Source organism: Thalassotalea sp. G20_0 (assembly GCF_017744175.1).
In the GTDB taxonomy this organism is placed as follows: domain Bacteria; phylum Pseudomonadota; class Gammaproteobacteria; order Pseudomonadales; family Endozoicomonadaceae; genus Endozoicomonas.
In genome coordinates, this window is record NZ_JAGHQV010000004.1 from 146,334 (window position 1) to 160,122 (window position 13,789).

General features: G+C 50.4%; 12 protein-coding genes. 4 read left to right on the forward strand and 8 right to left on the reverse strand.

Annotation, left to right across the window (positions count from 1 at the left end; genetic code table 11):
- Positions 1-346: 346 nt before the first annotated feature.
- Positions 347-1,816 (forward strand): peptide MFS transporter, encoded by a 1,470-nt coding sequence (locus tag J7438_RS03565; protein ID WP_286196378.1) that lies wholly within the window; start codon positions 347-349, stop codon positions 1,814-1,816.
- Positions 1,817-2,194: 378 nt separating this feature from the next.
- Positions 2,195-4,696, forward strand: coding sequence for an ankyrin repeat domain-containing protein (locus J7438_RS03570; RefSeq protein WP_286196379.1), 2,502 nt, complete (start codon positions 2,195-2,197; stop codon positions 4,694-4,696).
- A 90-nt stretch (positions 4,697-4,786) separates the two neighbouring features.
- On the opposite strand, the gene dnaJ is transcribed toward J7438_RS03570, so the two are convergent.
- The 3 genes from dnaJ to grpE all read right to left on the reverse strand — a co-directional run bounded on the left by dnaJ (position 4,787) and on the right by grpE (position 8,846).
- On the reverse strand, positions 4,787-5,929 hold the full coding sequence (gene dnaJ, locus J7438_RS03575) for a molecular chaperone DnaJ (RefSeq protein ID WP_209201593.1): 1,143 nt from the start codon (positions 5,927-5,929) through the stop codon (positions 4,787-4,789).
- Between the two features lie 165 nt (positions 5,930-6,094).
- Complete coding sequence (gene dnaK, locus J7438_RS03580; RefSeq protein ID WP_286196381.1) at positions 6,095-8,041, reverse strand: molecular chaperone DnaK; 1,947 nt, start codon at positions 8,039-8,041, stop codon at positions 6,095-6,097.
- Positions 8,042-8,231: 190 nt separating this feature from the next.
- Positions 8,232-8,846, reverse strand: coding sequence for a nucleotide exchange factor GrpE (gene grpE / locus J7438_RS03585; RefSeq protein ID WP_209201592.1), 615 nt, complete (start codon positions 8,844-8,846; stop codon positions 8,232-8,234).
- Between the two features lie 399 nt (positions 8,847-9,245).
- On the opposite strand from grpE, the gene recN reads away from it, so the two are divergent.
- Positions 9,246-10,955, forward strand: coding sequence for a DNA repair protein RecN (gene recN / locus J7438_RS03590; protein ID WP_209275478.1), 1,710 nt, complete (start codon positions 9,246-9,248; stop codon positions 10,953-10,955).
- 63 nt (positions 10,956-11,018) lie between these two features.
- On the opposite strand, the gene J7438_RS03595 is transcribed toward recN, so the two are convergent.
- The 3 genes from J7438_RS03595 to fur all read right to left on the reverse strand — a co-directional run bounded on the left by J7438_RS03595 (position 11,019) and on the right by fur (position 12,460).
- Positions 11,019-11,333 (reverse strand): DUF2158 domain-containing protein, encoded by a 315-nt coding sequence (locus tag J7438_RS03595; RefSeq protein ID WP_209275479.1) that lies wholly within the window; start codon positions 11,331-11,333, stop codon positions 11,019-11,021.
- A gap of 87 nt (positions 11,334-11,420) precedes the next feature.
- Positions 11,421-11,753, reverse strand: coding sequence for a DUF2158 domain-containing protein (locus tag J7438_RS03600; RefSeq protein WP_209201589.1), 333 nt, complete (start codon positions 11,751-11,753; stop codon positions 11,421-11,423).
- A 296-nt stretch (positions 11,754-12,049) separates the two neighbouring features.
- Positions 12,050-12,460, reverse strand: coding sequence for a ferric iron uptake transcriptional regulator (fur, locus tag J7438_RS03605; RefSeq protein ID WP_101745083.1), 411 nt, complete (start codon positions 12,458-12,460; stop codon positions 12,050-12,052).
- Between the two features lie 120 nt (positions 12,461-12,580).
- On the opposite strand from fur, the gene J7438_RS03610 reads away from it, so the two are divergent.
- Positions 12,581-12,955 (forward strand): outer membrane protein assembly factor BamE, encoded by a 375-nt coding sequence (locus J7438_RS03610; protein WP_209275480.1) that lies wholly within the window; start codon positions 12,581-12,583, stop codon positions 12,953-12,955.
- A gap of 41 nt (positions 12,956-12,996) precedes the next feature.
- On the opposite strand, the gene J7438_RS03615 is transcribed toward J7438_RS03610, so the two are convergent.
- Both J7438_RS03615 and J7438_RS03620 read right to left on the reverse strand, forming a co-directional pair.
- Positions 12,997-13,323: an RnfH family protein gene (locus tag J7438_RS03615; RefSeq protein WP_353620091.1), complete on the reverse strand. Its 327-nt coding sequence runs from the start codon at positions 13,321-13,323 to the stop codon at positions 12,997-12,999.
- Positions 13,316-13,747 carry a type II toxin-antitoxin system RatA family toxin gene (locus tag J7438_RS03620; RefSeq protein ID WP_209201586.1) on the reverse strand — a complete coding sequence of 144 codons (432 nt, stop codon included), beginning with the start codon at positions 13,745-13,747 and terminating at the stop codon, positions 13,316-13,318. The genes J7438_RS03615 and J7438_RS03620 overlap by 8 nt, the downstream gene beginning before the upstream one ends.
- Between the last annotated feature and the right edge of the window lie 42 nt (positions 13,748-13,789).

Here is a 13,789-nt window from a genome sequence, read left to right on the forward strand (position 1 = left end):
CGGTCACATAGCTACGGCTATGCTCCCTCCGTTATGCCTCGCATAGTACCAGTCCAGGTAGCTAGAAATATTCGATTCCACATAGCCAGCTACTTACTTTTTGAAATCGATTTCGTTTTTCGGTTTATAAGTGTGGTTTTTCATACTTTTAGTGGGTTTTTCTTGTACTTCTTTTTCTTTTGATTGATAGAAACTCTAATACTACGAAAGAGCATAGAAAATTATTTTGTGTGTTGGTAATGCAGTTCAACGTTGTTGGAGTAATTGAGAATGGGAAGGGCGCTTCCCTCATCTGAATGCACACATTATAAAGAGAGTTTCTATGTGGAATAAACTGAACAAGTCGATGATGTTCTGCCAAATGATGTTTGGCTTATCCTTTTATGGCGTAATGGTCATTTTGACCCGTTTCTTCCTTGAAGAGCTGCAATACAGCGAAGCAGACACCATGATGATTGTTGGTGCCTTCTCTTCCATCGGCCCTCTGTTCGCCATTGCCGGTGGTTTCATTGCTGACAAATTTCTGGGGGCCAAACGCTCACTGACGCTGGCTTACACTGCATTCGCATCAGGTTACGCACTGCTGGCATTTGGTGCTTCCATCGCCAATGCTCCAGTGGCTCTGCTGGGTATTGCTCTGGCCAGTTATGCCCGGGGCCTGATGTCTCCTTCTTACCCAAGCCTTTACAAGCGTACTTTCAAATCTCAGGAAGACTTTGAAAACTGCTACCCAATTAACTACTCGGTTAACAATATTGGTGCTCTGCTGGGTCAATATCTGTACCCAATGCTGGTGCTGGTTATTGGCTTTAAAGGTGGTTTTGCGCTTTCTTCTATCATGGCGGCTCTGGCGGTTACCATGCTGGTTATTTTCCACAAGCCACTGGTCGAGATTGGTGAAGATATCGACAAGCAGCCATTGAGCACTATGAACATTGTTATCTTCCTGGCGCTGTCTGTTGCCATGCTCGGTATGGTGTTCTTCATGTTCTCCGACATGGAAACCGGGAAGTACGTTGTATACGCCATTGGTGGTACTGCACTGTTATATTTCATCTCCCTGATGTTCAAAGCCAGTCAATCGGATGCTCTGAAAATGGGTACCATTCTGATCATGGCATTTCTGGCGACTGCATTCTTTGTGTACTACGGCCAGATGATGACTTCCATGACCATGGTGACTATCAATACCATGCGTGGTGAACTGCTTGGTTTTATCCCTCTGGCTCCAGAAGCATCCATGGCATTGAACCCTCTGTGGTGTATTGTTGCAGGTCCGGCCATTGCCGCGAGTTTCACTGCCCTGGAGAAGCGTGGTATTAACCTGTCTACTGCCAGCAAGGTATCCATCTCTTTCGTACTGGTGACTATTGCGTTTGGTATTCTGACCATGGCGGTTAAAGGTATTGGTACCGATGTTATCATCAGCCCGGATGTATTCCTGGTGATCCACGGTTTCCTGGCCTTTGGTGAAGTTATTGTGGGTTCTCTGGTGGTTGCCTTTATTCTGTCTGTAACACCCAAGAAGATTGAGGGTTTCTCCGTGTCCCTGTTCTACATTGCCATGGCTCTGTCTGGCATCATCGGTGCGGTGATCTCCGGCAGCATTGCCATGGAAAAAGGACAGGAAATCACCCAGCAGTTTGTTCAGGGTGTGTACGGTGACTACTTTGCCATGCTGACTGCAGCCGCGGTGGTGATGGTGATTGTTGCCCAGGTGTCTTCTTTTGTTATTCGCAAGATGCTGGACAGTGCAGATCGGCCTGAAAATGAAGAAGCGCTGACTTCTGCGTCCAGGACACCGCTCAGGCAATAACTGGTTATCCCCTGAACTCATCATGGAGCAGCACAAAATTCCAGTTTGATGCCATCGAACCACATTTCGAGAGGTATCAGCTTACTTGTGCTCATCTCCTGATCTCACACCTGACGCAGTCAAGCTGCGTCTTTTCCGTAACGCTCACCACCGTGGTTCTGTCTTTAACTTCCCAAAGCAGTGGGTCGTTATAGTTCTGATGGCGGGCATTAAGGAATCTTCCTGACCATCAAACCCTGTCACTTGCTCTGTTGAAGATAAAACCTGAGCCAACTATCAGCGGCAAGTAATGCCTTTTATTCTTCCTTTTCTTATGAGTGGAATAAGCAATAGTTTGGAGTTTATAGAACTTTTTGCGTCCAGGAAGGTCAAAAGGTCATGAATGTTTTATCAGGAATACGCTATAACCTCATTCAATGCATTTCTCCTGTATCCTTACACGCAGACGTTGTGGAGAAGTGTTCTGTTTGCCTGGAAGATATTTCCGGCTCCCGGAGAGTTTCTGTAAGTATTTGCAATCATCATTATCATACATCGTGTATTAAGAAATGGCTGAAGATAAGTAAAAAAGCAAATTGCCCATTGTGTCGTCGTGATCTTTTTATTATTGCTGACACCAAGGTACCTCTTCACTATGCAGCTGCTCAAGGCCAGCAGAAAACCATTGGTGCTCTGATTGACAGAGGTGCGAACGTCAACTCTCGAACCAAAGACGGGAGGACGCCCCTCCACTATGCAGCCGCTCAAGGCCAGCTGGAAGCCATTGGGGCTCTGATTGCCAGAGGTGCGGACGTCAACTCTCGAACCAAAGACGGGAGGACGCCCCTCCACTGTGCAGCCGAGAAAGGCCAGCTGGAAGCCATTGGGGCTCTGATTGCCAAAGGTGCGGACGTCAACTCTCGAACCAAAGACGGGAGGACGCCCCTCCACTGTGCAGCCGAGAAAGGCCAGCTGGAAGCCATTGGCGCTCTGATTGCCGCAGGTGCGGACGTCAACTCTCAATCCAAAGACGGTAGGACGCCCCTCCACTGTGCAGCCGAGAAAGGCCAGCAGGAAGCCATTGATGCCCTTATTGCCAGAGGTGCCAACGTCAACGCTCAAACCGTGAAAGGAGTTACGGCCCTGAAAAGTGCGAGCGACTGTAAAAAGATAAATATCCCAATGATCAAGAGTTTTGCTGATGCGGGATTTGATGTTAATGCGCCATGTAATAATTCAGGTTCAACCATGCTTGCGTGTGCCGCTGAGGCTTGTGATTGGGGGTTCGTCGACGAATTGATGGGCAAAGGTGCTGATATAAATGGCCCCAGGAATATAAGGACTAAACTTACGCCCCTCCACTATGCAGCCGCTCAAGGCCAGCAGGAAGCCATTGATGCTCTGATTGCCAGAGGTGCGGACGTCAACGCTCGAACCGTGAATGGAGATACCGCCCTGAAAATGGCCAGCGACAATCTAAAGATAAATATCCCAATGATCAAGAGTTTTGCTAATGCTGGATTTGATGTTAATGCACCATGCAATTATTTAGGTTCAACCATGCTGGCGTGTGCCGCTGAGGCTTGTGATTGGGGGTTTGTCGACGAATTGATGGCCAAAGGTGCTGATATTAATGGCCCCAAGCATATAAAGACTGAATATACGCCCCTCCACTATGCAGCCGAGGAAGGCCAGCTGGAAGCCATTAAGGCTCTGATTGCCAAAGGTGCGGATGTTAGCGCTCAAACCGACAAAGGGGTTACGCCCCTCCACTATGCAGCCGCTCAAGGCCAGCCGGAAGCCATCGATGCCCTTATTGCCGCAGGTGCGGACGTCAACGCTCGAACCAAAAACGGGTTTACGCCCCTCCACTATGCAGCCGCTCAAGGCCAGCAGAAAGCCATTGATGCTCTGATTGCCAACGGTGCGGACGTTAACGCTCGAAGCGAGAAAGGATATACGGCCCTGAAAAGTGCCAGCGACAATGAAAAGATAAATATCCCAATGATCAAGAGTTTTGCTGATGCTGGATTTGATGTTAATGCACCATGTAATAGTTTAGGTTCAACAATGCTTGCGTGTGCTGCTGCGGCTTGTGATTGGGTGTTCGTCGACAAATTGTTGGACAAAGGGGCTGATATTAATGGCCCCAAGAATAAAAATACTAAATATACACCCCTCCACTTTGCTGCCGAGAAAGGCCAGCCGGATGCTATTTATGAACTGATTGCCAGAGAAGCAGACGTCGATGCTCGAACCAAAAACGGGTTTACGCCCCTCCACTATGCAGCCGCTCAAGGCCATCAGGAAGCCATTAATGCTCTGATTGAAAAAGGTGCGGACGTCAGCGCTCGAACCAAAGACGGGGTTACGCCCCTAAAAAGGGCCAGCGACAATAAAAAGATAAATGTCCCAATGATCAAGAGTTTTGTTAATGCTGGATTTGATGTTAATGCACCAGGTAATAATTTAGATTCAATAGTGCTTGCGTGCGCCGCTGCGGCCTGTGATTGGGAACTCGTCGACGAATTGGTGGCCAAAGGTACTGATATTAATGCCGGGAATATAAATAAATATACGCCCCTCCACCATGCAGCCGAGGAAGGCCAGCAGGAAGCCATTGATGCTCTGATTGCCAGAGGTGCGTACGTCGACGCTCGAACCAAAAACGGGGCTACGCCCCTCCATTATGCAGCCGGGAAAGGCCAGCTGGATGCCATTTATGCTCTGATTGCCGAAGGTGCAGACGTCAGCGCTCGAACCAAAGACGGGTTTACGCCCCTCAAATATGCAACCCAGCAAGGTCAGCAGGCAGCCGTTGATGCCTTGATTGCCTACGCTGCAAAGCTCAAGAAGAGAGCCACCGGTGCTCATGTCCGAAAAAACACAGTAAGACAATGATAAGTCAGCTAAAAATCACCGCAAAAATAGCAGTAACTCAGCCATCATTTAATTGAAGCCCCTGATAACAGGGGCCTTTTGAGGGGGGAATCAGGAAGTCATATCGTCAAAGAACTTCTTGACGCCTTCAAAGAAGGACTGCTTTTTAGGCGACTGGTGACCGGCACCTTCTTTTTTGAAGGTGTCATCCAGCTCCCTGAGCAACTCTTTCTGGCGTTCCGTCAGTTTCACCGGAGTCTCAACCACAACCCGGCACATCAGGTCTCCGGCACTGCCGCCACGGACCGGGACAACACCCTTGCCACGCAGACGAAACAGTTTACCCGTCTGGGTTTCCGCTGGAATCTTCAGCTTCACCCGGCCTTCCAGAGTGGGGACTTCCAGCTCACCGCCCAGTGCTGCATCCACAAATGTGATGGGTACTTCGCAGTAGAGGTGTTTGCCATCACGCTGGAAGATCGGATGATCAGCAACACTGACCTGAACGTACAGGTCTCCGGCGGGCCCACCATTGACACCCGCTTCACCTTCACCGGCCAGACGAATACGGTCGCCGGTATCAACACCGGGAGGAATCTTGACGGAGAGGGTCTTGTATTCCTGGACGCGGCCTTCACCGTGGCAGACGTTACAGGGATCCTTGATCATCTTGCCCGTGCCACGACAGTCAGGACAGGTTTGCTGCACAGAGAAGAAGCCCTGCTGCATACGCACCTGACCAATACCACCACAGGTTGTACAGCTGACCGGCTGAGTGCCTTTTTTTGCGCCGGAGCCATCACACCCGGTACAGCCGACCAGTGTTGGAATATTGATTTTCTTGGTGACGCCACGAACGGCCTCTTCAAGGCTGAGTTCCAGCTGATAGCGGAGATCGGCACCACGCTGGACGGAACTGCGGCTGCGACCACCGCCAGCACCGAAAATGTCACCAAAGACATCGCCAAAAATATCGCCGAAATTACCACCGGCAAAACCCCCGGCACCGCCCATGCCGCCCATGTTCGGGTCGACACCTGCGTGGCCATACTGATCGTAGGCCGCTTTTTTCTGGCTGTCGGAAAGAATTTCAAAGGCTTCGTTGATTTCCTTGAAGTTCTCTTCCGCTGCTTTATCACCCGGGTTACGGTCGGGGTGATATTTCATGGCCATACGACGATAGGCCTTTTTTATGTCCTTGTCCGAAGCGCTCCTTTCTACACCCAGCACTTCGTAGTAGTCGCGTTTTGACATCAGAAAAACCCTGAGCTACCTGCATTCACCAGTCGAGCATGAAAACACAGAGCTAACTGGATTCATGGTCAAGTCTGACAAAGCCATTATTTTGATATATACGACAACGCGGGAATGAATCCCGCGTTGTGACCTTATCATCAGTCATTGATGATCGAGTTGGTCTTACTTCTTGTCATCCTTTACTTCTTCAAACTCAGCGTCAACGGCGTCGTCAGCGGCATCCGCCTTTTGCCCGGCACCGGCATCAGCCTGGGCTTCGCCCTGCTGCTGAGCTTCAGCATACATCTTCTGGGCCAGACCGGCAGAGGCTTCAGACAGTGCCTTGGTCTTGGCTTCGATCTCTTCCTTGTCGTCACCTTTGACCGCAGCTTCAACGTCTTCAATCGCCTTGGTGATGGCCGCCTTCTCTTCTTCAGTGGCCTTGTCACCGGCTTCTTCCAGCGTCTTGCGGGTAGCGTGAGCCAGGCTATCAGCCTGGTTACGGGAAGCCGCCAGCTCTTCGAACTTCTTGTCGTCTGCCGCGTTGGCTTCAGCATCCTTGACCATTTGATCGATCTCTTCGTCCGACAGACCGGAAGATGCCTTGATCACAATAGACTGTTCTTTGCCAGTTGCCTTGTCTTTTGCAGAAACATTCAGAATACCGTTGGCATCCAGGTCGAAGCTGACTTCGATCTGTGGCATGCCACGGGGTGCTGGCGGAATGTCTGCCAGGTCAAAACGGCCCAGGGACTTGTTATGAGTCGCCTGCTTGCGCTCACCCTGCAGTACGTGAATGGTGACTGCGCCCTGGTTGTCGTCGGCCGTAGAGAACACCTGGGACTTTTTGGTCGGGATGGTAGTGTTCTTTTCGATCAGCGGAGTCATTACGCCGCCCATGGTTTCGATACCCAGGGTCAGCGGAGTAACGTCCAGCAGCAGAACGTCTTTAACGTCACCGGCCAGAACCGCAGCCTGGATGGAAGCACCCATGGCCACCGCTTCGTCAGGGTTAACGTCCTTGCGAGGCTCTTTACCAAAGAATTCGGCCACTTTCTGCTGAACCAGTGGCATACGGGTCTGACCACCCACCAGGATAACTTCGTCGATGTCAGACAGATCCAGGTCAGAGTCCTTGACCGCGATGCGGCATGGCTCCAGAGAACGGGCAACCAGGTCTTCTACCAGGGATTCCAGCTTGGCACGGCTGACTTTAACGTTCAGGTGCTTGGGACCGGTGGCATCGGCAGTGATGTAAGGCAGGTTGACGTCTGTCTGCTGAGTAGAAGACAGTTCAATCTTGGCTTTCTCAGCGGCTTCTTTCAGACGCTGCATGGCCAGTGGGTCGCCTTTCAGGTCGATGCCCTGGTCTTTTTTGAATTCGTCGGCAAGGTATTCGATCAGGCGCAGGTCGAAGTCTTCACCACCCAGGAAGGTGTCACCGTTGGTGGCCAGTACTTCAAACTGGTGCTCGCCGTCTACGTCAGCGATCTCGATGATGGATACGTCGAAAGTACCGCCACCCAGGTCATAAACAGCGATGGTCTGGTCGCCTTTTTTCTTGTCCATGCCGTAAGCCAGCGCCGCAGCGGTTGGCTCGTTGATGATCCGCTTAACCTCCAGACCCGCGATACGGCCGGCGTCTTTGGTAGCCTGACGCTGGGAATCGTTGAAGTAGGCAGGAACGGTAATAACCGCTTCAGTCACTGGTTCGCCCAGATAGTCTTCAGCGGTTTTCTTCATCTTCTTCAGGATTTCGGCAGAAATCTGTGGTGGTGCTTTCTTGTCGCCCTTAACCTCAACCCATGCATCGCCGTTGTCCGCTTCGATGATTTTGTACGGCACCATCTTGATGTCTTTCTGAACAACGTCGTCTTTAAAGCGACGGCCGATCAGACGCTTGATGGCAAACAGGGTATTGTCAGGGTTGGTAACCGCCTGTCGCTTGGCTGGCTGGCCTACCAGAATCTCGCCGTCATCGGTGTAGGCGATGATGGAAGGCGTAGTCCGTGCGCCTTCGGCATTTTCGATGACTTTGGATTTATCGCCGTCCAGGATAGCCACACAGGAGTTGGTGGTACCCAGGTCAATACCAATAATCTTGCCTTTACTCATTTTGAGTCTCTCCATTGCCCATAATCAGGGCGGAAAACTTTGAAATCTTTGTTCGCTGCCCAATGGTTTCAACCGACGTTGAGTCTGGTGAAACAGCGTTTAGGTGGTGATTACCACGATCTTGGTTTGCTATATGGGAGCGGTCTTTCCTTTTTCAAGGGGCTCTTGCAAGATTCTCGATCAGCCTCCCGGAGCCCCTCTTTGGTTAAGCCGCTTTGGAAACCACCACCATGGCCGGGCGGATAACACGACCGTGCAATGTGTAGCCCTTTTGGAAGACATTCATCACGGTGTTGGGTTCCATATCCGGGTTGGGCACCATGGAGATAGCCTGATGGAAGTTCGGGTCGAACGGCTGGCCTTCAGGATTAACCTGCTCAACATTGAATTTTGCCAGGGCATCCAGCAGCTGTTTGAGGGTCAGGCGCATGCCTTCGAGCATGGTCTCGTGCTGACCTTCACCCTGTTCTGCGCTTTCAATGCCTTTTTCCAGGCTCTCGACCACAGGGATCAGTTCGTTAACGAACTTCTCCAGGGCAAATTTGTGCGCTTTTTCGACGTCCTGCTCTGCGCGGCGCTTGGTGTTCATGGCTTCGGCATGAGCGCGCAGAGCCTGGTCTTTAGCCTGGGCAAGCTGCTCTTCGAGTTCTTCAATGCGTTTGGCGCTATCGTCGTTGGCCTGCTCTTCGGCCTGATCTTCTGAATCAGCTGCTTCTTCCATAATCGGGTCAACAGCTGCTTCAGCGTCAGCAGAAATTTCAGTTTCGTTGGCTTCAGGTTGCTCAGCCTGATCTTCTGCTTTGGTGTTTTCTACAGTCATTCCAACGTTTCTCCGGATGTCAATCCAGCCTGAAATGCTGGCTGGAACGTGTCTTCGTGTTATGGGCCGTGGTGCTTCCGTAGGAGGCTGTCCGAGAATAGACTGCCCTACTGCGGTGGCAGCAAATTGGTCTAAAAATTCCGTTTTGTTCGGCAAATAGCCCCGCTATTCACCTCACAAAACGAAATTTTTATCCTCAATTTTCTGCCATCCTCGCTACGGGCGCTATTCTCGGACAGCCTCCTAGGGCCCCGGGGCAAAAGTAAATATTAAGTGATAGCCTAATATGGGGTTCATGGCAGCTTATTCAAGGGGAAATTTGCTTTACCAATTCGGGTTTTAAGTTTACTGTATAAATAAACAGTAACCCGATATGCGATTGGGATCGTGAGAGCTGCCATGCTGAACCAAATTTCCATCAGCAACTATGCCATCGTTGACCACCTTAACCTGGACATCAATCCCGGGATGACCGCCATCACCGGGGAAACCGGTGCCGGTAAATCCATTATGCTGGATGCCCTCGGGCTGGCCCTGGGAGGCCGGGCGGGCAGCGACTGTGTGCGTGATGGCGCTGATCGGGCCGATATCCGCGCCTGCTTTGACCTTCAGCGCATACCTGCCGCAAGAGAGTGGTTGCAGGAGCGAGATTATGACGGTGAGCATGCTGGCGGTTCTGAATCCCCGGCGAGCGAATGTATTCTGCGCCGGGTGGTTACCCGTGAAGGTCGCTCCCGGGGCTATATCAATGGCATCCCGGTCACACTTTCCGAGCTGAAGGGGCTGGGGGAGCTGTTAATCGATATTCACAGTCAGCATGCCCACCAATCATTGTTGAAAAAGAGCAATCATGCTGAGCTGCTGGATGAGTTTTCCGGCTCGCTGACGCTGTCCCGGGAAGTAGCGGGTATTGCCGCAGATTACCGCCAGACCTGTGCGCAGTTGCATACTTTACTGTCCGATCAGCAGGACCGGGTAGAGCGGGTTCAGTTGCTGAGTTATCAGTTGCATGAGCTGGAGCAGTTAAACCTACAGCCCGGGGAGGTTGAGCAGTTGGAGCAGGAGCATCGCCAGCAGTCCCAGGCCGGTGCAACCTTATCGGCCTGCCATCAGATCACCCGGGTTTGTACCAGTGACGATGGTGATAATTTGCTGCAGCAGCTCTCTTTCTGTCTGCACCGCCTCAGTGAACTGCAGGTTGAGCATGCGGCCATCAATAATTCTCTGGAGATGCTGTCATCCGCGCAGATTCAGGTGGAGGAAGCGGTTGGCGAGCTGAATCATTTTATTGATCACTTTGATGCCGATCCACAAAGGGCCCGGGAAATCGAAGACCGGCTCAGTGCTATTTTTGATCTGGCCCGCAAGCACCGTATCCAGCCGGAAGCGTTGCTGGAAAAACAACAACAGATCAGCGAAGAGCTGGAAAAAGTTCAGTGTCATGATGAACAGGTAGCCGACCTGGAATTGTCCCTGGAACAGCTGCAGAAAAAACACAATCAGTTAGCCGAAAAACTGTCTGCCAGACGCAGGGCCGCCGCACGAAAACTGGAGAAACAGGTGTCTGAGCGCATTGCCTTGCTGGGTATGCCCAAAGGTAAGTTCTGTGTTGAACTGGCAGATATTCCTGATCGCACGGTTGCCTCCCAGGGCTTTGAATCCATCGAGTTCCTGGTGACCACCAACCCGGGACAACCTCCGCGTCCCCTGGGCAAAGTGGCTTCCGGTGGAGAGCTTTCCCGTATCAGTCTGGCCATTCAGGTGATTATTGCGCAAACCGCGTCAACGCCAACGCTGGTGTTTGATGAGGTAGATGTCGGTATTGGCGGCGGCACAGCAGAAATCGTGGGCAGCATGTTGAGAGAAGTGGGTAAAAAAGGGCAGGTGCTGTGTGTTACCCATCAGCCCCAGGTGGCATCTCAGGCCCATCAACATCTGCACGTTAGTAAGAAAGTCAGTCGTAAAGCGTCCAGCACCCGTATTCTCGAGCTGGATGGTGAACATCGCGTACACGAAATTGCCCGAATGCTGGGGGGCGTTGAGCTGACAGCACCAACATTGAGTCATGCCCAGGAGATGCTGTTTCAGGCGCAGGTGCAAGCCGTGTAAATCCTTCCGGTAAAGTTGCTTTAAATGAATTAAAGCAACCTTACAGGTTTGGATGTACCAGAGTTAGTGGAAATTTTTACCTGGTTTGCTACTTTTTTTGTCAGCTTCATCATCTGATTCTGGTTCTGTCTCTGTCTCTGTCTCTGCATCTGCCTTAGCTTCGGTGTCGAGCTGAACCTTAATATCAATTTCAAAATCACCTTCAACCGGCTCAAGGGCTACGATTGGAAAGGTTGAATGTCTGAGTTTTTCATATTCGAACCACTCGCAGCAGTAACTATAAGTACCATCCTCCATCGGGTATTCATAGGTAACGCAAAGTACCGGGCCACCGGCTCTCAGGCGGACGAGTTGACCGATTTTTGCTCTTATTTCCATATCTTTGAATCCTTATGCAAGTTTGATAGTTTTTTTAATAGACATTGTTTAATCATATTAGTTCCATCGTTTGTTCTTGAATGAGTATTAGTGATAGTTTTTACCAGTATCGCCCTCTTCTGTTTCGGCTTCTGCTTCTGTATCTACTTCTGCTTCTGTATCTACTTCTGCTTCTGTATCTACTTCTGCTTCTATTTCCACTTCGGTGCCGGGCTGACCCTTGATACTGGCTTCAAACTCACCTTCCACAGGTTCAAGGGCTACGATTGGAAAGGTGTAATCTCTCAGTGTGTCATCTTCAAACCACTGGCAGGTATAGCTATAAGATCCATCAGCCATAGGGTATTCGCACGTAACACAAAGTACGGGACCACCGGCTCGTAAGCGGACAAGTTGACCGATTTTGGCTCTTATTTCCATTTGTTTGATTCCTTTTGTTTGAAAGTCTTTTTATAGACATTTTTTTATTATGTTAGTTCCATCGTTTTGCACTTGACTGAGTTTTTGATTGGATAGGAATGTTTAACCATTTGGTTTGGCCCAAACATCAAGAGATCGATTACGGAACGAATGTTGATTTATTCGTTCTGATCAATTTCACTAACCAATTGAAGAAAATAAAAAATAATGAATCCCCCTCGGCAGAAGCTGAGGGGGGCAAGTGATCTCACAGGTTAGAGGTTAACTCTTGTTTTTTCTTCTTGATTAAATGCTGCTTATTTTTTCTTCTTTGGACGTACATAGATCACCAGATTGTGATCGACAATTTCAAAGCCGTGTTTTTCAGCAATGGCGTACTGACGTTTCTCGATTTCTTCGTCAATAAACTCGATAACGTCTCCGCTCTCCATGCAAACCATATGGTCATGGTGCCCCCCGCGGGCGAGTTCAAACACGGAATGACCGCCATCAAAGTTATGGCGAACTACTAAGCCGGCACTCTCAAACTGGGTCAGTACCCGGTAGACAGTGGCCAGACCCACATCCTCTTCTGCTTCAAGCAGAGCCTTGTAGACATCTTCCGCCGACATATGCTTCTCTTCGGCACCTTCAAGGATCTGCAGAATCTTCACACGAGGCAGGGTGACTTTAAGTCCTGCTTTGCGTAACTCTTGATTTTCCAACACGTTTCCCTAACCCTTTGCAAGATAATCCTGCTATTATCACATTTCCGTGCAGCTTTTTCATTTTGCTCTGCGAGCAGGCTGCTAGTCATTTTTGAGCAAGATAGTGGAAGTCTGAAACCGATGCCAAAAACCACGATCGCCCTGGCCGCCGCACTTTTCTCAGCCACCCTTCTGACAGGGTGTGCCAGCTCCACGGACAGTGGTTCGAAGCTTATCAGTTTCCCCGGTGCCTATAAAATTGATATTCAGCAGGGAAATGTCATTACCCGGGAGATGGTTAACCAGCTCCGTCCGGGAATGACCCGTGCCCAGGTCCAATATGTCATGGGTACGCCATTGATCGAGGATACGTTTAACAGCAATCGCTGGGATTACATCTACAGCCTGCAGCCCGGTGGTAAGAGCCGGGAGCAAAACACGGTTACGCTGTTTTTCGTAAACGATCAACTCCATTCCATTCAAGGTGACCTGGTACCCGGCAGCGATCAGCAGTAATCACTGCTGATACCACTCCTGAAGAACATCACCCTCAGTTATTACTGTACAGAATTCTTCTGTTTCGCCTGTTCTGCCCTGCGTTTGCGAACCTCTTTCGGGTCGGCAATCAAGGGGCGGTAAATCTCAACCCGTTCGCCTTCTTTTAGTGCCTGTTCTGCGGGCTTTAACACGGCCTTGCCAAAGATACCCAGTTTCGCCTCGGCCAGATTAATCTCCGGAAAGTAATCAACCATGCCCGATTCCCTGGCAGCTTCCAGTACTGTAGTTCCCTCTTTGACCTTCAGCGCGATAATCTTTTGCTCATGGGCTCTTGCATAGGCCACTTCTACGTGGATAGAGGGTTCATCCATTAACATCTTAGCCATAAATCTGTTTCGCTCTCTTGCCAAAGGCATCGACCATGGCATTCATCATGTGGCCAATCAGACCACCCAGCGTTGCCTGAGTCAGCTTATTGCTCATCTCAAACTCCAGCTCAAGGGAGACCTTGCAGCCATCCTCAGCCAGGGGCTGAAATGTCCAGATACCGGATAAGTGTTTAAATGGCCCTTCCAGCAGTTGCATCTCAATAGACCTCCCGGGAATCATTTGGTTCCTTGTGGAAAAACTATGATGTAATCCGGCCTTGCCAACTTCCAGGGTGGCTTCCAGCTGTTCGCCTTCCTGACGGTCAATACGGCCTCCGGCACACCCCGGCAGAAATTCTGCATACGACTCAATATCGCTGACCAGATCATACATCTGTTCAGCGGAATACATGACCAGTGCGGAACGGGAAATCCTTGGCATAGAAAGAGCCTTTCATAAAAAAAGGCCGGATAGAATAACCTA

Coding starts and splice junctions, on each gene's coding strand:
- J7438_RS03610 (WP_209275480.1), top strand. CDS start 12,581: ATGCCAAAAACCACGATCGCCCTGGCCGCCGCACTTTTCTCAGCCACC.
- J7438_RS03570 (WP_286196379.1), top strand. CDS start 2,195: ATGAATGTTTTATCAGGAATACGCTATAACCTCATTCAATGCATTTCT.
- dnaK (WP_286196381.1), bottom strand. CDS start 8,041: ATGGAGAGACTCAAAATGAGTAAAGGCAAGATTATTGGTATTGACCTG.
- J7438_RS03565 (WP_286196378.1), top strand. CDS start 347: ATGATGTTCTGCCAAATGATGTTTGGCTTATCCTTTTATGGCGTAATG.
- J7438_RS03620 (WP_209201586.1), bottom strand. CDS start 13,747: ATGCCAAGGATTTCCCGTTCCGCACTGGTCATGTATTCCGCTGAACAG.
- dnaJ (WP_209201593.1), bottom strand. CDS start 5,929: ATGTCAAAACGCGACTACTACGAAGTGCTGGGTGTAGAAAGGAGCGCT.
- recN (WP_209275478.1), top strand. CDS start 9,246: ATGCTGAACCAAATTTCCATCAGCAACTATGCCATCGTTGACCACCTT.
- J7438_RS03615 (WP_353620091.1), bottom strand. CDS start 13,323: ATGGCTAAGATGTTAATGGATGAACCCTCTATCCACGTAGAAGTGGCC.
- J7438_RS03595 (WP_209275479.1), bottom strand. CDS start 11,333: ATGGAAATAAGAGCAAAAATCGGTCAACTCGTCCGCCTGAGAGCCGGT.
- J7438_RS03600 (WP_209201589.1), bottom strand. CDS start 11,753: ATGGAAATAAGAGCCAAAATCGGTCAACTTGTCCGCTTACGAGCCGGT.
- grpE (WP_209201592.1), bottom strand. CDS start 8,846: ATGACTGTAGAAAACACCAAAGCAGAAGATCAGGCTGAGCAACCTGAA.